Source organism: Kitasatospora sp. SC0581 (assembly GCF_048159585.1).
Taxonomy (GTDB): domain Bacteria; phylum Actinomycetota; class Actinomycetes; order Streptomycetales; family Streptomycetaceae; genus Kitasatospora.
Genome location: NZ_JBLRWA010000002.1, coordinates 485,743 through 501,294, shown reverse-complemented (window position 1 = coordinate 501,294; position 15,552 = coordinate 485,743). Strand labels below are relative to the sequence as shown.

Genomic DNA, 15,552 nt, shown 5'->3' with positions numbered 1-15,552 from the left:
ACTGAGACACTGCCAGGCGCCGTCCGAGGCCCATGTGTGAAACGTCACCCACTCACCAGCATAACCATGCACTCCATGGTCACCCCAGATGGCCGCCGATCAGCCACCCGAGCAGGTAGGTCACCCCGGCCGCCGCACCGCCCAGCACCAGCTGCCGCAGCCCGCTGAACCACCAGCTGCGCGCCGTCACCCGGGCCACCACCGCGCCGCACAGGAACAGCCCGGCCCCCGCCAGCAGCATCGCCGGCAGCAGCGCGGTCGCCCCCAGCAGGTACGGCAGCAGCGGCAGCAGCGCACCGAGCGCGAAGCACAGGAACGACGAGCCGGCCGCCACCAGCGGCGAGGGCAGGTCGGTCGGGTCGACGCCCAGCTCCTCGCGGGCGTGCACCTCCAGGGCCAGCTCCGGGTCCGCGGACAGCTGCCGGGCCACCTCGTGGGCCAGCTCCGGGTCCACCCCGCGCGAGACGTACAGCTGGGCCAGCTCGGCCAGCTCCCCGTGCGGGTTGCGGCTCAGCTCCAGCCGCTCGGCCTCGATCTCGGCCTGCACCAGCTCCCGCTGCGAGGCCACCGAGGTGTACTCCCCCGCCGCCATCGAGCAGGCGCCGGCCGCCAGGCCCGCCAGCCCGGTCAGGATCACCGTCCCGTTGGACGCCGCCCCGCCGACCACGCCGGTCATCAGCGCGAAGTTGGACACCAGCCCGTCCACCGCGCCGAACACGGCCGGCCGCAGCCAGCCGCCGTTGACGTCCCGGTGGTGGTCCGCCGCGGGTATCCGGGGCTGGTGCCCGGCGTCGGCCTCCATCATGGTCGCACTCATCGTCGTTCCCCTCCGTCGTCGTTCGTCAGCCCTGAACGTAGCCCGTCTGACCTGGGCATTTCCAGCAAAGTAAGGCTGTCCGAACACCACTGAGGCCACCCTTCGCGAGCCTCGCGAAGGGTGGCCTCAGCCGGGGGAACTCCCAGGTCAGATCGGGTTCTTGACGTCCTCGCCGGCCGTCTCGGCGGCCGGCTTCCCGTCCACGGGCCCGGCCGGCTTCCGCAGAACCGGCTTCCCGTCGGCCTTTTCCTCGGCCTTGCCGTCGGCCTTCTCCTCGGCCTTCCCAGCCTTCTCGTCGGACTTCCCGGCCTTCTTGCCGCCCTTGCCCTCGCCCCGGGCGGCCTCCGTCGCGGCACCGCCCGTCGCGGCGGCCTCCGCCGCGGCGTCCCGCTCCTCCTGCGCGGCCGGATCGATGCTCGCCGGGTCCTCCCGCCCGGGCCGCTTCCTGCCCACGATCACGAAGTACGCCACCGCGCCCACGAACACCGCGATGGACACCCAGTCGTTCAGCCGCAGGCCGAAGTAGACGTGCGCGTCGTCGATCCGCAGCCACTCGATCCAGAACCGGCCCACCGTGTACGCGGCCACGTACAGCGCGAACGCCCGGCCGTGGCCCAGCGTGAAGCGGCGGTCCGCCCAGATCACCAGCAGCGCGACACCGACGCACCACAGCGACTCGTACAGGAAGGTCGGCTGGTAGACGCCCTTCACGACCTCGCCGTTGGGCAGCGTCTTGTCGATCTCCAGGCCCCACGGCAGGGTGGTCGACCGGCCGTACAGCTCCTGGTTGAAGTAGTTGCCCCAGCGGCCCAGCGCCTGCGCGAGGGCGATGCCCGGCGCGATGGCGTCGGCGTACGCGGGCAGCGGCACGCCCCGGCGGCGGGCGCCGATCCAGGCGCCGACCGCGCCCAGCGCGACCGCGCCCCAGATGCCGAGGCCGCCCTCCCAGATCTTGAGGGCGTCCCAGGGGTTCTTCCCCTCGGCGAAGTACAGGCGGCCGCCGTCGGTGATCACGTGGTAGAGGCGGCCGCCGACCAGGCCGAACGGCACGGCCCACACGGCGATGTCGCCGACGGTGTGCTTGGCACCGCCCCGGGCGACCCAGCGCTTGCTGCCGAGCCAGACGGCCACGACGACACCGAGGATGATGCAGAAGGCGTAGGCGCGCAGCGGGATCGGTCCGAGGTACAGGACGCCCCGCGACGGGCTGGGAATGTAGGCGATATCCATGGCAGTTCCGACGCTACAGGGTCCGAAGGCCCGCTCGGACACCCTTGGGGTCACAGAAACCGAACAACGGGCCGCGCCGCCGCCTCCGGACGGGGAGGGGCGGCGCGGCCCGGCGGGCTCAGCCGGCCGTCGGCGACGGGTTGTTGGCCTCCGAGGCGGTGCTGGTCGGCGCCGGGGTCTGCCCGTGCGAACCCGCCGTGCCCAGCTGCTTGCCCTGGTTCGCGGCGTCCACCCACTTCGCCAGGTTCGCCGGGGTGATCTCCTCGCTGCCGTTCTTCGGGTAGACCGGCTGGCCGTTGAGCAGCACCGTCGGCGTGGACTTGAAGCTGGACTTGTCGAAGTCCTGCTGCACCGCGGACACCCAGCCGCCGAACCTGCTGTCCTTGACGCAGGACTGGAACGCGGGCGTGTCCAGGCCGTTGACCTGCTTGGCCAGGCCGAGCAGCACGGCCTTGTCGCCGAAGGCGTCGTTGGTCTCGTCCGGCTGGTTGCGGTACAGCACGTCGTGGAAGTCCCGGAAGTGCCCGGCGTCCTGGGCGCAGCCCAGCGCGTTGGCGCCGTTCCGGGAGCCCTTGCCCGCCACGGCCCGGTCGATGAACGACACGATGTGGTAGTTCGTGTAGATCTTCCCGGCGTCCTCCAGCTGGTCGATGGTCGACGAGAACTCGCGCTCGAAGGTGCCGCAGGCGGGGCAGCGCGGGTCCTCGTAGACGGTGAGGACGGAGGGCGCGTTGTCGGCGCCGACCGGGATGACCAGGTTCTTGTCGCCGATCGTCCCGGCCGGGGCGGCGACCGGCGTCTCCGGCTTGGAGCGCTGGTTCTGCACCACGACGCCGACGATCACCGCGGCGGCGATCACCGCGAGCACGGAGCCGCCCACGATCAGCTTCTTCTTGCGCCGGGAGGAGGCCTCGTCGGCCGCCCGCTGCTCCAGCATCCGCTCACGGGCGGTGCGCTTGCCTTCTCGGTTCTTCTCGCTCATTGCGTTGACATCCACGGTCGGGGCCTTCGTCGGGGTGCAGGGATGTGGGGGTCAGCTCGCCAGCCAGCCGTCCGCCGACAGCCGGGTGCGGGGCCGCCACAGCAGCCACCCGGCCAGCAGCAGGAACCCGGTGTCGCGCAGGATCTCCTGGAGGTACTCCGTCTGGGACGCGTCGACGTGCCCGCCGCCGCCGAAGCAGCCGCAGTCGATCGAGATGCCGCGCGCCCAGGCGGAGGCGATCCCGGCGATGAAGGCCAGCAGCAGGAGCGCGGAGACCCCGGCCACCAGCCGGACGCCGAGGCCCACCACCAGCAGCAGGGCCAGCGCCAGCTCCAGGAACGGCAGGCCGTAGCCGATCGGCTTGACCAGGCCCTCGGGGAGGATCTCGTAGGCCCGGACGGCCTGCGCGGCCTCCGCCGGGTCGGAGATCTTCGCCAGCCCGGCCCACCCCCAGACCACCGCGAGGCCGAGCCGGACGACCGTGCCGAGCCACTCGCTCCAGGCCGGCACCGGCCGCCCCGCCGTCGGCGTGGGCGCGGAGCCACCGGGCTGCGCGGTCATCAGGGAACCCCCCTCGGGAAACTCGTTCACTCCCTGAGGAACCGTCGGGGGCGGAGGGGGGTTTCTCCGCGGTCGGGAATGACGCCGGATGAGTGACGTTCCGTCCGAACAGTCCGAACACCCGTGCGTCAGCGGCACCCCGCCAACCACCCCGCCTCGAACAGGTCGGGGTGCCGGGCCGCCTCCGCGCACGCCACCGCCTCCCGCTCCGCCCGCTCGGCGCCCCGCTTCGCCAACGCGTGGCCCACCTCCACGTGCACCCCGACCGCGCCGACGAGCACCACCACGGCCGCCGCCGCCCGCAGCAGGACGGCCCGCTGGACACTCCGCACCGGCTCACCCCTTCCCGCTCGCCCCGGCAACCGTTCGTGCACTCCTCCCTCCACTCAACGTCCGCCAACCCCGCCTGATGCGTGTCCCCACCCCTTGTTCACCCGTTCGGGTCCGCACTCCGGTCGGCGCGCACGGCAAATGCCGCGCGCCCGGGGCCGCGCCCCTCAGGAGCGCGGCCCCGGAAACACACCCACGAAAAGACCCGCGGCCCCCCACTCCCGAGGAGTGGAGGGCCGCCGGCCTGATGGTCCTACCGCGCGTCAGCTCCGCCGCACGCCCGAGGCCAGTTCCCCGGCCAGGGCCCGCACCGCGTCCAGCGCCGCTTCCTCGTCCTCGCCCGCGGCCAGGATCCGCTTCACGAACGCCGACCCCACGATGACCCCGTCCGCGAACCGGGCGACCTCCGCCGCCTGCACCGCGTCCGAGACCCCGAGCCCGACGCAGACCGGCAGGTCGGTGGTGGCCCGGGTCCGGGCGACCAGGTCCTCGGCCATCGAGCCGACGGCCGACCGCGTCCCGGTCACGCCCATCACCGCGGCCGCGTACACGAACCCGCTGCCCGCCGCCGTGACCTCCGCCAGCCGCGCGTCCTTGCTGCTGGGGGCGACCACGAACACGGTGTCCAGACCGTGCTCGTCCGCCGCCTTGCGCCACTCCTCGGACTCCTCCACCGGCAGGTCCGGCAGGATGCAGCCGGCCCCGCCCGCGGCCGCCAGGTCGGCGGCGAACCGCGCCACCCCGTAGCGGTCGACCGGGTTCCAGTACGTCATCACCAGCACCGCCGCCGCGGGGTGCGCGGAGGCGACCTCCTGGACGGTGCGCAGCACGTCCTTGATCCGCACGCCGCCCCGCAGCGCGATGTCGTCGGCGGTCTGGATGACGGCGCCGTCCAGCACCGGGTCGGAGTGCGGCAGCCCGACCTCGACCACGTCGCAGCCGCCCTCGATCAGCGCGTTGACCGCCCGGATGCCGCCGTCCACGGTCGGGAACCCGGCCGGCAGGTAGCCGATCAGCGCGGCCCGGTCCTCGGCCTTGGCCGCGGCCAGGATGTCGCTCAGCTTGGAAGCCATGATCACTTACCCCCCTCGGCGGAGTCGGCCGGCCCGGCGGACCCGGCCCCCGGCTCGTCGTACAGCCCGAAGTACTCGGCCGCGGTGTGCATGTCCTTGTCCCCGCGTCCCGACAGCGAGACCAGGATGGTCGCCTCCGGCCCGAGCTCGCGCCCCAGCTCCAGCGCCCCGGCGAGCGCGTGGGCGCTCTCGATGGCCGGGATGATCCCCTCGGTGCGGGACAGCAGCCGCAGCGCCTGCATCGCGGCGTCGTCGGTGACCGGACGGTACTCGGCGCGCCCGGTGTCCTTCAGCCAGGCGTGCTCCGGCCCGACGCCCGGGTAGTCCAGCCCGGCCGAAATCGAGTGCGACTCGATGGTCTGCCCGTCCTCGTCCTGGAGGACGTACGTCCGGGAGCCGTGCAGCACGCCCGGGTCCCCCTTGGTGAGGGTGGCCGCGTGCCGGGGCGTCTCGGCGCCCTCGCCGGCCGCCTCGCAGCCGATCAGCCGCACCCCGGCGTCCGGGATGAACTCGTGGAAGATCCCCATCGCGTTGGAGCCGCCGCCGACGCAGGCCACGACGGCGTCGGGCAGCCGGCCGGTCCGGTCGAGCACCTGTTGCCGCGCCTCGACGCCGATGACCCGGTGGAAGTCCCGGACCATCATCGGGAAGGGGTGCGGCCCGGCGACGGTGCCGAACAGGTAGTGGGTGGAGTCGACGTTGGCGACCCAGTCCCGGAACGCCTCGTTGATGGCGTCCTTGAGCGTCCGGCTGCCGGACTTGACGGCCACCACCTCGGCGCCGAGCATCCGCATCCGGGCGACGTTGAGCGCCTGGCGCTGGGTGTCGACCTCGCCCATGTAGATGGTGCAGTCGAAGCCGAACAGGGCGCAGGCGGTCGCGGTGGCCACGCCGTGCTGGCCGGCGCCGGTCTCGGCGATGATCCGGGTCTTGCCCATCCGCTTGGTGAGCAGCGCCTGGCCCAGCACGTTGTTGATCTTGTGCGAGCCGGTGTGGTTGAGGTCCTCGCGCTTGAGCAGGATGCGCGCGCCGCCCGCCTCGGCGGAGAAGCGGTGCACGTCGGTCAGCGGGCTCGGGCGCCCGGTGTAGTCCTTGAGCAGCGCGTCGAGCTCGGCGGTGAAGGCCGGGTCGGTCTTGGCCTTCTCGTACTCCTCGGCGACCTGCTCGACCGCGGCGACCAGCGCCTCGGGGATGAAGCGGCCGCCGTACGCGCCGAAGTAGCCGCGCGCGTCCGGCACCTGGGCGCCGGGCAGGTAGTCCTTTTCGGACATGGTGGTTTCCCTTGAACGGAGATGGACGACAACGACGTCTTCCCGGCTGGGCTTCAGCCGGACGTCACGCACCATCGCCGTCCCGGCACCTGCCCGGGCTCGCACCCGATGACGTACCGCACCCGACGCCCCAGCACCCGGCGTGCGGGCGCGCGGCAGCCGCGCGGGCGGCAACCGGGGGCGAGTCGGGCGGCGATCTTCATGGGGTGGGGGTCAGTCCTTGTGCCGGACGGCGGGGTGGGCCCCGGCGGCGACCAGGTCGGCGACCGCGGCGCGCGGGTCCTTGCCGGTCACCAGGGACTCGCCGACCAGCACCGCGTCGGCGCCGAGGTTGGCGTAGTTGATCACGTCCAGCGGGCCGCGCACACCGGACTCGGCGATCTTGACGATGCCGTCCGGGATGGCGTGGGCGACGTTCTCGAAGGTGTTGCGGTCCACCTCGAGCGTCTTCAGGTTGCGGGCGTTGACGCCGATGATCCGGGCCCCGGCGTCCACCGCGCGCTTGATCTCCTCCTCGTCGTGCACCTCGACCAGCGGGGTGAGGCCGATCGACTCGGCGCGCTCGATCAGCGACACCAGGGCCGGCTGGTCGAGGGCCGCGACGATCAGCAGCGCGAGGTCGGCGCCGTGCGCACGGGCCTCCCACAGCTGGTAGGCGGTGACGATGAAGTCCTTGCGCAGCAGCGGGGTGTCCACCGCGGCGCGGACGGCGTCCAGGTCGGCCAGCGAACCGCCGAAGCGGCGCTGCTCGGTCAGCACGCTGATCGCGGCGGCACCGCCGGCCGCGTAGTCCACCGCCAGGGCGGCCGGATCGGCGATCGAGGCCAGGGCGCCCTTGGACGGGCTGGAGCGCTTCACCTCGCAGATCACCCGGACCCCGTCGCCCCGGAGGGCGGCGACGCCGTCCTTGGCCTCCGGAGCCTTGGCGGCCAGCGCCTTGAGCTCGTCCAGGGAGACCAGGGCCTGCCGCTCGGCGAGGTCCTCGCGGACCCCTTCGATGATCGAGTCGAGCACACTCACTCAGGAGCCCCCATCTTTTCTGCCAGTTGGCCGGCGTGAGCCGGCGGGCGACAGCCCACCGACTCTTCGATGGTATCGGCACCCGGGGGCGGGGGGCGCACCGGTTCGAACCGCGTCTCGCGGACCGGACTCCCGCTCCGGCGGTCCCCAGCTGCGGCTTCACCGGGCGTGCACCGGTTTTCGGACGGTCTTCGCACCGGTTTTCGGACGCTCTCCGAGCCGGCCTCGACCGGTGGCCGGGACGTGGCGTCACGGCGTACGGGAAGCGGCGGCCGCGCGGTCGAGGACCACGGTCAGGGGCCGCGGTACGGCAGCCGGGACGCGGCGGTCGCGCGGCCCGGTCAGACCAGCGGCGGCGCCAGCCCGGCACCGACCCCCGAGTTGCGCACCACTGTGAACACCAGCACCAGCAGGGCGATCAGCGCCCACCGCCGGCCCCCGACGGTGATCCTGGGCGGCGGCCCGCCGGTCAGCGCGGCCCAGCCCCAGCGCAGCCACAGCACCGCCAGCACGCCGAACAGCAGGACCACGACGGCGTTGTCGTGCAGGGCGCCGGTGAGGTCCCCGTGGCTCAGCGCGTGGACGCAGCGCAGCCCCCCGCAGCCGGGGCACCACCAGCCGGTGGCGGTCAGGAACGGGCACTCGGGGTAGTGCCCGGGGGTGTTCGGGTCCACCACGGCGACGTACGCGGCGGGGACGGCCACCGCCGCCAGCGCGGTCAGCGGCGGGCTCAGCCGGCGCCGCACGGGCGGCGGGGCGGAGGCGGTGGAAGCGGTGGGGGCGGCGTTCACGCCCCGATTCTGCCCGGGTCGGGCCCGGACACGACGAAACGGCGGGCGTGGCGCGCCCGCCGTTCCGATGTACGACAAACGTGTGGTCGTGTGGTGCGACGAGCCCGTCGTCAGGCGGCGACGGCGGCGCGGGCCTCACGGGCCGCGAGCTGCTCCTCGGCCGACTTGTAGACGTTGGCGCTGGGCTGCTTGCCCATGCCCGCGAGGGACATGGCCTTGCCGACCACGCCGCCGGCCAGGATGACCGCCAGGCCGACCCAGACGAGCAGAACCGACGGCAGGATCATGGCGACGCCCGCGACGCCGAAGCCGACGAAGGAGATGACGACGCCGGTCCAGGCGGCGGTGGTGTGGCCGTGTGCTGCTGCTGCCATCTGAGTGGTGCTCCTTGGCTCTCGGGGCCCGGCCGGGCCTGCGGGGCCGCCGGCGGGTTGACGGGTTCCATTGTGCCGGGCCACACACCGACGGCCCAAAGCGGGTGGCGGGTCTATCGCGTCACATGCGCGCGGGCCGCGTCACATGCGCGCGGCTCACACCGCGGTCGGGTCCTCGCCCCGGTCCAGGGCCTTCCACAGGTCGCCCGGCGTCTCGGTCCGCGCCGGGGCCTTGCGGGTCGGCGCCTCGTAGCGGCTGCCCATGGCCGGCCAGCCCCGGCCGTAGCGCAGGGTGAGCAGTCCGGCCAGGGCCAGCAGGACCCCGCCGACCAGCGCGACCCAGGGCCAGGCGGTGTGCGAGACCTCGGTGGCCGCCGAACCGGTCAGCGCCAGCTTGCGGGCGGCCTCGGCGTCCAGCGCGGCGGTGTCGCCCGCCCCGGCCACCGAGGCGGCGGCCGCGCCGAGCCCGGCCAGCAGGGTCAGCGCGCCGACCGCCAGCCGGCCGGCGCCGCGCACCGCGAACACCGCGACGGCCGCGGCGAGGCCCACCAGGGCCAGCCCGCCGGGCAGTTCGGAGATCCTGCCGCCGGTGACGGACACGTCCAGGGTGCCGGCCCGGCCCTCGGCCCAGGTCCGCCCGACCGCGGTCAGCACCAGCACGGCGCTCAGCACGGTCAGCAGCAGCATGATGCCGAGGGTGCGGCGGCTGGGGGCGGCGGGGGCGGGGGTCTGCTCAGCGGTCACCCGTCCACTATCCCCCGACCGACGCCGGGGTCCGTACCCGGGGTGGGGAACGGGCCGTCGGGCGAGCCGTCGGGCGGGGTGGCGGGCGGGGCGGCGGGCGGGGTGGGTCACGGCGTGGGGAACCCGTCCGTCCGCAGCACCACCGTGCGGCCGCCGAGCGGCAGGAACAGGTCGTTGCCGAACGGCACCCGCTCCGCCTCCCGGTACACCCCCTCGGGGGACGGCGCGGTGTGCACGGTGCAGACCGCCGCCGCCGGATCGACCACCACGTACAGCGGCACGCCGCTCTCCGCGCAGGCCCGCGCGAAGACGTGGTCACGGCCCGGGTGCGCCACCTCCAGCACCGCCTCGGCGTCCGCGGCCCCGTACCGGCCCCGGGCGGTGCGGGCGGCGCCGGGAGCGACCACCACCAGGTCCGGGGCGAGCGGGCCGTGCGCGGCCGGGAAGTCGATCAGGACCCCGGACAGCACCCGCCCCGCCCCCGCGAGCCCTTCCCGGATCTGGGAGGCCGTCCCGAAAACGGCCTCCCAGCTCAGCTCGTCGTACGGCGCCTCGGGCATCCCGGCCGCCTCCTCACACGTCAGGACAGTTCCGGCGTCCGCAGCGTATTGGCGGTGGCGACCGCCCGCAGCACGGCGGCCGCCTTGTTGCGGCACTCGGTGTCCTCGCCGTGCGGGTCGGAGTCGGCGACCACGCCCGCGCCGGCCTGCACGTACGCGGTGCCGTCGCGCAGCACCGCGGTGCGGATCGCGATCGCGGTGTCCGAGTCCCCGGCGAAGTCCAGGTAGCCGACGCAGCCGCCGTACAGGCCGCGGCGGGTGGGCTCCAGCTCCTCGATGATCCGCATCGCCCGCGGCTTGGGCGCGCCGGAGAGGGTGCCGGCCGGGAAGCAGGCGGTCAGCACGTCGAAGGCGGTCCGCCCCGGGGCGACCGTGCCGGTCACCGTCGACACGATGTGCATCACGTGGCTGTAGCGCTCGATGTGCATGAAGTCGACCACCTCGACGCTGCCCGGCTCGCAGACCCGGCCGAGGTCGTTGCGGCCGAGGTCCACCAGCATCAGGTGCTCGGCCCGCTCCTTGGGGTCGGCGAGCAGCTCGGCGGCCAGCTCCGCGTCCTCCTGCGGGGTGTCGCCGCGGTGCCGGGTGCCGGCGATCGGGTGCAGCATCGCCTCGCCGTCGGTGACCTTGACCAGCGCCTCCGGGCTGGAGCCGACCACGTCGAAGCCGCCCTCGGCCCCGCCGTCCGGCCCGGGGAAGCGGAACAGGTACATGTACGGGCTGGGGTTGGTGGTGCGCAGCACCCGGTAGACGTCCAGCGCGGAGGCCGGGCAGGGCGCCTCGAAGCGCTGCGAGGGCACCACCTGGAAGGCCTCGCCGGCCCGGATCCGCTCCTTGATCGTCTCCACCGCGGCCCGGTACGGCTCGCCACCGAACGGCGAGTGCACCTCGCCCGGGCCGGCCGGGGTGAAGGTGGCCAGGCCCGGGTCGACCGGCTTGGACAGCTCGGCCTCCATCGCGTCCAGCCGGGCCACCGCGTCCGCCCAGGCCTCGTCCGCGCCGCTGGCCAGGTCGTTGTGGTTGACGGCGTTGGCGATCAGCAGCACCGTGCCGTCGACGTGGTCGAGCACCGCGAGGTCGGTGGCGAGCAGCATGGTCAGCTCGGGCAGGCCCAGGTCGTCCGGGTTGAGGTCGGGCAGCTTCTCCAACCGGCGGACGATGTCGTAGCCGAGGTAGCCGACCAGGCCGCCGGTGAGCGGGGGCAGGCCGTCGTCCTCCAGCCGCGGGGTGTGCAGCGCCTGGAGGGTGGCGCGCAGCACCTCCAGCGGGTCGCCGGCGGTGGGGATGCCGACCGGCGGGGTGCCGAGCCAGCGGGCCCCGCCGTCCGGGCCGACGGTCAGCGCGGCGGCGCTGCGCACCCCGACGAAGGAGTAGCGCGACCAGCTGCGGCCCTGCTCGGCGGACTCCAGCAGGAAGGTGCCGGGCCGCTCCTCGGCGAGGGTGCGGTAGAGGCCGATCGGGGTGAGACCGTCCGCGAGGAGCCTGCGGGTGACCGGGATGACCCGGGTGTCGACGGCGAGCTTGCGGAAGGCTTCGAGATCCATGACGGGCGGCACCTTCTTGAGTTCTTCGAGTGGACTGGGGTCAGGAGAGCGGGAGCACGTCGGCGTCGAAGCAGGTGCGGTCGCCGGTGTGGCAGGCCGCGCCACTCTGGTCGACCCTGACCAGCAGGGTGTCGCCGTCGCAGTCCAGGGCCACCGACTTGACCGCCTGGACGTGGCCCGAGGTGTCGCCCTTCACCCAGTACTCACGGCGGCTGCGGCTCCAGTAGGTGCAGCGGCCCGTGGTCAGGGTGCGGTGCAGCGCCTCGTCGTCCATCCACCCGAGCATCAGCACCTCGCCGGTGTCGTACTGCTGGGCGATGGCCGGGACCAGCCCGTCCTCGGAGCGCTTGAGCCGCGCGGCGATCTCGGGGGCGAGGGCGGTGCTGCCGGGAGCGGCGGGTGTGGTGGACATGCACCCCATTGTGTCAGCCCGCCCCGCCGCGCCCGCCTCGCTCCCCCGCGGGAGCCGCTACGGGCGCAACTGCCCGGTGAGCTTGGGGCCGCCCTGCTTGTTGCTGGCGGCCAGGGTGCAGGTGTAGTCACGCCAGCCCTGCTGGTAGTTGGCCATCGCCGGGCCGAACTGGCGGCCGTAGTAGGTCTTTCCGTCGCCCTGGCGGGCCTTGGCGGCGGCTTCGACCTCCTTGCAGCCGTCGCGCATGGCAAGCGCCAGCGGGATGTCGCCGGTGATCCCGTCCGCGAGCTTGAGGTCGGCGATCACCTCGCCGTCGTGGTCGCCGACGCAGGGGCGTTCCTCCGGCTTGGTGATCACCGGGCTCAGCTGCGGGTGGTCGAAGCAGGCGCCGACCGGGAAGAACGCGTACGGCGGCTGCGGCGTGGGCGTGGGGGTGGGTGTCGGCGTCTGGGTGGCCGTGGGAGTCGGCGTGGGCGGCGGCGGCGCGGCGGCCGGCTTCTTGTCGTCCGGCCACAGCACCGCGGTGGCCACCACCGCGAGCAGGACGACCAGCACGGCGGCAACGGTGAGGACCAGGCCGCGGGACGGGCGGGAGCCGACTGCGGACGGCGGCTGCTCGGAGGTCATGGCCACGAGGATGGCCCACCCGGCCCCCACCTGGCAGCCGCTTCGCCAAACTCGCCCCGTACGGGCGGCCCGCCGGGACCTGAAGGTCGGTAGACCCGCCATCCGAGACCGGCTCACCAACCGGCTGCACCCTGAGGTGACGCCGCAGGAAACCTATCCTGGATAGAGAAAATTCAAATAAAAGAAAATTGTTTCTTCCGACCCCTTCCCACACAGGGGAAGGGGTCGGAAGAAACAAAGAATCCCCGAGAGAAAAGCTTCCCGCGCCTCGCTGCCTCGCCCGGACGGCGAGGCAGCGAGGCCCTTGCCCCACGCGGCCGGATGGAGGGCGAACCCGATGGACGCGGCCTGTTGTGGCTCGGTGGCCAGCCGCGCGTAGCCGATCAGCCGGTGTTCACCGCGCCGGGTGACGGCGAGGCAGTACTCGGTGCGCGGGTGGCGCGCGCGGAGTCGATGGAGCGGGCGGTGATCGCTTCGACCTGTTCACGGGTGCGGGGTTCGAAGCTGAGGTGCCGGGTGGCCCCAGGTTGGGGGCAACCCCTCACGAGTTCGAATCTCGTATCCTCCGCCTTCACGAAGGCCCCGACCGGTTCGCCGGCCGGGGCCTTCGTCGTTCCGCGATTGCCGTGCCGGGGCCCGGGGTCACGCCTCCGCGACGGCTTCGAGCGGTTTCAGGGCGGCTGCCCGGCGGGCCGGTACGACGGCGGCGAGAGCGCCGACCGCGAGGGACAGCAGGCAGACGAGGAGCAGGGTCCCCCAGGGCAGCGCCAGGGAGTACTGCCTCACCGCGCCGTTGGCCAACGCTCCGACGGCCCAAGCGCCGAACAGGCCGCCGGCCAGGCCGAGCAGGGTGCCGAAGCCCGCGACGGTCACCGCTTCCAGGCGGATCATCCGCCGGACGCCCGCGCGGTCCATGCCGATGGCGCGCAGTACACCAATCTCGCGGGTTCGTTCGGCGACCGAGATGGCCAGGGTGTTCACGATGCCGAGCCCCGCGATCACGACGCCGATGGCGAGCAGCCCGTACATCAGGGTCAGCAGGTTGCCCATGGTGCCCGCGGCCTCGCGGACGAGTGCGGGCCGGTCCTGCACCTTCAGCAGCGGGTTGTTGCCGACGGCGGCACGCAGCCGGTCCTCGGTGGCGGGGGAGACCGAGCCGGGGTCGGTGCGGACCAGGATCCGCTGGACGGAGTCCGGCAGGAAGCCGTCCTGCTGCACCTCGGCGCGGGCGCCGAGGGCGTCGTGGGCGGTGGGATTGTCCTGGTAGACGCCCACGACGGTGTACTTGGCGAAGGTCCGGCTCCGGCCGATGGTGGCGTCGACCTGGCTGCCGGTGCTCAGGCCGCTCTCCCGGGCGATGGTGCTGGAGACGGCGATCCGGCCGGGCCCGAGGTCCTTCGCGGAGCCGCTGAGGAAGTCGAGCCTCATGACGTCGTCCACGGAGTCGGGATCGACGCCGGAGATGTCACGGACCCGGCCGCCGATGAACAGGACGGAGTCCGCGACGGCGCTCGCGGCCCGCACCCCGGCGGTGTGGGCGACTCGCTGGACGGCGGCCGGGTCGACGCCGGTCGTGGTGGTGCGGGTGCTGATCACGTATTCGGCGCCGAGGCCAGCCGCGGCCTGACGGTCGAGCGCCTGCCCGGTGGAGTTGCCGATGACGGCGAGGCCGGTCACCAGCGCGGTGCTGACCAGCAGGGTGGCGGCGGTGGCGGCGGTGCGCCGCGGGTCGCGCAGCGCGTTCTGCTGTGCGAGGTGACCGGTGATCCCGGAACGGCCGGTCAGGCGGCCGATCAGCCGGATCGCCGGGACCACGAGTAGCGGCGCCAGCACGATCAGGGCGAGGACGAGGACGCCGCAGCCGAGCATCGCGCCGCGCAGGTTCCCCTCCGAGGCGTCCTTCGCGCCGGTGAGCGGGACGAGCAGGCCGACGCCCAGGGCGAGGAGGGCGAGCCCCGCGACGGCGCGGACGCGGAACCGGCCGGCGGGCGGCTGCTGCGCCGTACGCAACGCCTCGACGGGCGCGACGCGTGCGGCCTTGCGAGCAGGCAGCCAGGCGGCGAGCACGGTGACCCCCACCCCGACGCCGAGCGCCGCCAGGACGGGGCGCGGGCCGATGACCAGCGGGCCGTCGGGCAGCAGGTCCCCGCCGGTGCTCAGCAGGCCGGGCAGGACGGCGGCGATGCCGAGGCCGAGGACGAACCCGGCCGCCGAGGCGGCGAGCCCGACCAGGACGGCCTCCACGAGGACGGACCGGACCACCTGACGGCGTGAGGCTCCGATCGCCCGGAGCAGCGCGATCTCCCGGGTGCGCCGGGTGACGAGCATGGTGAAGGTATTGATGACCAGGAAGGACCCGATGAACAGCGCGATTCCGGCGAAGACCGTCGGCATCTTCTGGTAGCCCCGCATCAGGGTGCCGACGTAGACCGCCTGCTGGGCGGCCCGGGCGGCGGCGGTGGTGACCTCGGCCCTGTCGGGCGGGAGCACGGTGGCGACCCGCCGGGCGAGTTCGGACTGGCCGGTGCCGGCCGCGGCGGACAGGTCGATCGCGGTGTAGTGGCCCGAAGTGGCGAACAGCCGCTGAGCGGTCGCCCGGTCGAACAGGACGAGGGTGCCGCCCGCGAGCACCCGGGTGTCCGTGGTGGTGACGATGCCGACGAGCCGCATGGTCATGGCCGGGCCGTCGGTGGCCAGCGTGACCGAGTCACCGATGTGCAGGTGCCCGGCGGCAGCGGTGCCGCTGTCCACGGCGATCTCGTCGCCGCCCGCCGGGGCACGGCCTGCGGCGAGGGGGTGGCGGCGGTCCTCGCCGTCGGGGCCGGGTACGTAGGCGGCGGCCGGGTTCGCGCCCGGCCTGACCCGCAACGGGGTACCGTCCGCCGCGTTCAGGGCGGCCCGGCCGTCGACGGACGGCCGCACGGCGGCGACACCGGGGACGGCGGCCAGTCGCCGGGCGAGCGCGTCGTCGAGGACGCTGTCCGGCTGGTCCGCGGCGGCCCCGGCCGGGGCCTGTCGTGCGGTGACGGTGACCGCGATGTCGGCGAAGTTCCTCGACGCGGCGGCGCGGTAGGCGGCCGCGGCCGAGTCCGCGAAGACGAGGGTGCCGCTGGCGAATGCGACACCCAGGCAGACCGCGAGGACGGTCATGGCCAGTCGGGCCTTGTGCGCCAGGACGTTGCGCACGGCTGTTCTCAGCATGGGTTCGGCTTCCGG

The 15,552-nt window shown here is 73.8% G+C and carries 17 protein-coding genes and 1 pseudogene; all 18 read right to left on the bottom strand.

The window, feature by feature from the left end:
• Positions 1–79: 79 nt before the first annotated feature.
• Positions 80–805 (bottom strand): VIT1/CCC1 transporter family protein, encoded by a 726-nt coding sequence (locus ACLWS4_RS05410; protein WP_107418648.1) that lies wholly within the window; start codon positions 803–805, stop codon positions 80–82.
• 159 nt (positions 806–964) lie between these two features.
• Positions 965–2,047 carry a prolipoprotein diacylglyceryl transferase gene (lgt, locus tag ACLWS4_RS05405; RefSeq protein WP_416873471.1) on the bottom strand — a complete coding sequence of 361 codons (1,083 nt, stop codon included), beginning with the start codon at positions 2,045–2,047 and terminating at the stop codon, positions 965–967.
• Positions 2,048–2,165: 118 nt separating this feature from the next.
• Positions 2,166–3,029 carry a DsbA family protein gene (locus tag ACLWS4_RS05400; protein ID WP_380782918.1) on the bottom strand — a complete coding sequence of 288 codons (864 nt, stop codon included), beginning with the start codon at positions 3,027–3,029 and terminating at the stop codon, positions 2,166–2,168.
• Between the two features lie 51 nt (positions 3,030–3,080).
• On the bottom strand, positions 3,081–3,590 hold the full coding sequence (locus ACLWS4_RS05395) for a MauE/DoxX family redox-associated membrane protein (RefSeq protein ID WP_053112044.1): 510 nt from the start codon (positions 3,588–3,590) through the stop codon (positions 3,081–3,083).
• A gap of 128 nt (positions 3,591–3,718) precedes the next feature.
• The gene (locus ACLWS4_RS05390) at positions 3,719–3,922 is read right to left on the bottom strand and encodes a hypothetical protein (RefSeq protein ID WP_049651214.1); all 204 of its coding nucleotides are present in this window, start codon (positions 3,920–3,922) and stop codon (positions 3,719–3,721) included.
• A 261-nt stretch (positions 3,923–4,183) separates the two neighbouring features.
• Positions 4,184–4,993, bottom strand: coding sequence for a tryptophan synthase subunit alpha (gene trpA, locus ACLWS4_RS05385; protein ID WP_375873970.1), 810 nt, complete (start codon positions 4,991–4,993; stop codon positions 4,184–4,186).
• 2 nt (positions 4,994–4,995) lie between these two features.
• On the bottom strand, positions 4,996–6,264 hold the full coding sequence (gene trpB, locus ACLWS4_RS05380) for a tryptophan synthase subunit beta (RefSeq protein ID WP_074000949.1): 1,269 nt from the start codon (positions 6,262–6,264) through the stop codon (positions 4,996–4,998).
• A gap of 53 nt (positions 6,265–6,317) precedes the next feature.
• Positions 6,318–6,467: a tryptophan biosynthesis modulator TrpM gene (gene trpM, locus ACLWS4_RS05375; protein WP_416873470.1), complete on the bottom strand. Its 150-nt coding sequence runs from the start codon at positions 6,465–6,467 to the stop codon at positions 6,318–6,320.
• A 10-nt stretch (positions 6,468–6,477) separates the two neighbouring features.
• Complete coding sequence (gene trpC, locus ACLWS4_RS05370) at positions 6,478–7,284, bottom strand: indole-3-glycerol phosphate synthase TrpC (RefSeq protein WP_380745113.1); 807 nt, start codon at positions 7,282–7,284, stop codon at positions 6,478–6,480.
• A 341-nt stretch (positions 7,285–7,625) separates the two neighbouring features.
• Entirely contained in the window at positions 7,626–8,075 is a 450-nt protein-coding gene (locus tag ACLWS4_RS05365; RefSeq protein ID WP_049651217.1) for a DUF2752 domain-containing protein, read from the bottom strand.
• A gap of 110 nt (positions 8,076–8,185) precedes the next feature.
• Positions 8,186–8,449: an HGxxPAAW family protein gene (locus tag ACLWS4_RS05360; protein ID WP_049651218.1), complete on the bottom strand. Its 264-nt coding sequence runs from the start codon at positions 8,447–8,449 to the stop codon at positions 8,186–8,188.
• A 156-nt stretch (positions 8,450–8,605) separates the two neighbouring features.
• Positions 8,606–9,193, bottom strand: coding sequence for a TIGR02234 family membrane protein (locus tag ACLWS4_RS05355; RefSeq protein WP_074000947.1), 588 nt, complete (start codon positions 9,191–9,193; stop codon positions 8,606–8,608).
• A 107-nt stretch (positions 9,194–9,300) separates the two neighbouring features.
• Entirely contained in the window at positions 9,301–9,753 is a 453-nt protein-coding gene (locus ACLWS4_RS05350) for a Uma2 family endonuclease (protein WP_416873469.1), read from the bottom strand.
• Positions 9,754–9,773: 20 nt separating this feature from the next.
• Positions 9,774–11,297 carry an anthranilate synthase component I gene (locus tag ACLWS4_RS05345; RefSeq protein ID WP_049650355.1) on the bottom strand — a complete coding sequence of 508 codons (1,524 nt, stop codon included), beginning with the start codon at positions 11,295–11,297 and terminating at the stop codon, positions 9,774–9,776.
• A 40-nt stretch (positions 11,298–11,337) separates the two neighbouring features.
• Positions 11,338–11,709 (bottom strand): phosphoribosyl-AMP cyclohydrolase, encoded by a 372-nt coding sequence (hisI, locus tag ACLWS4_RS05340; protein ID WP_074000946.1) that lies wholly within the window; start codon positions 11,707–11,709, stop codon positions 11,338–11,340.
• A gap of 57 nt (positions 11,710–11,766) precedes the next feature.
• Entirely contained in the window at positions 11,767–12,336 is a 570-nt protein-coding gene (locus ACLWS4_RS05335; protein WP_416873468.1) for a hypothetical protein, read from the bottom strand.
• Between the two features lie 153 nt (positions 12,337–12,489).
• Positions 12,490–12,726, bottom strand: a pseudogene (locus tag ACLWS4_RS05330) (hypothetical protein); the annotation flags it as partial.
• Between the two features lie 252 nt (positions 12,727–12,978).
• Positions 12,979–15,537, bottom strand: a complete 2,559-nt coding sequence (locus ACLWS4_RS05325; RefSeq protein WP_416873467.1) for an ABC transporter permease — start codon at positions 15,535–15,537, stop codon at positions 12,979–12,981.
• Between the last annotated feature and the right edge of the window lie 15 nt (positions 15,538–15,552).

Excerpts from the sequence above, each read along its gene's own strand:
- ACLWS4_RS05400 (WP_380782918.1), bottom strand. The coding sequence starts at position 3,029 with ATGAGCGAGAAGAACCGAGAAGGCAAGCGCACCGCCCGTGAGCGGATG.
- ACLWS4_RS05325 (WP_416873467.1), bottom strand. The coding sequence starts at position 15,537 with ATGCTGAGAACAGCCGTGCGCAACGTCCTGGCGCACAAGGCCCGACTG.
- ACLWS4_RS05345 (WP_049650355.1), bottom strand. The coding sequence starts at position 11,297 with ATGGATCTCGAAGCCTTCCGCAAGCTCGCCGTCGACACCCGGGTCATC.
- ACLWS4_RS05360 (WP_049651218.1), bottom strand. The coding sequence starts at position 8,449 with ATGGCAGCAGCAGCACACGGCCACACCACCGCCGCCTGGACCGGCGTC.
- trpB (WP_074000949.1), bottom strand. The coding sequence starts at position 6,264 with ATGTCCGAAAAGGACTACCTGCCCGGCGCCCAGGTGCCGGACGCGCGC.
- hisI (WP_074000946.1), bottom strand. The coding sequence starts at position 11,709 with ATGTCCACCACACCCGCCGCTCCCGGCAGCACCGCCCTCGCCCCCGAG.
- ACLWS4_RS05335 (WP_416873468.1), bottom strand. The coding sequence starts at position 12,336 with ATGACCTCCGAGCAGCCGCCGTCCGCAGTCGGCTCCCGCCCGTCCCGC.
- ACLWS4_RS05395 (WP_053112044.1), bottom strand. The coding sequence starts at position 3,590 with ATGACCGCGCAGCCCGGTGGCTCCGCGCCCACGCCGACGGCGGGGCGG.
- ACLWS4_RS05350 (WP_416873469.1), bottom strand. The coding sequence starts at position 9,753 with ATGCCCGAGGCGCCGTACGACGAGCTGAGCTGGGAGGCCGTTTTCGGG.
- trpM (WP_416873470.1), bottom strand. The coding sequence starts at position 6,467 with ATGAAGATCGCCGCCCGACTCGCCCCCGGTTGCCGCCCGCGCGGCTGC.
- ACLWS4_RS05410 (WP_107418648.1), bottom strand. The coding sequence starts at position 805 with ATGATGGAGGCCGACGCCGGGCACCAGCCCCGGATACCCGCGGCGGAC.
- lgt (WP_416873471.1), bottom strand. The coding sequence starts at position 2,047 with ATGGATATCGCCTACATTCCCAGCCCGTCGCGGGGCGTCCTGTACCTC.
- trpA (WP_375873970.1), bottom strand. The coding sequence starts at position 4,993 with ATGGCTTCCAAGCTGAGCGACATCCTGGCCGCGGCCAAGGCCGAGGAC.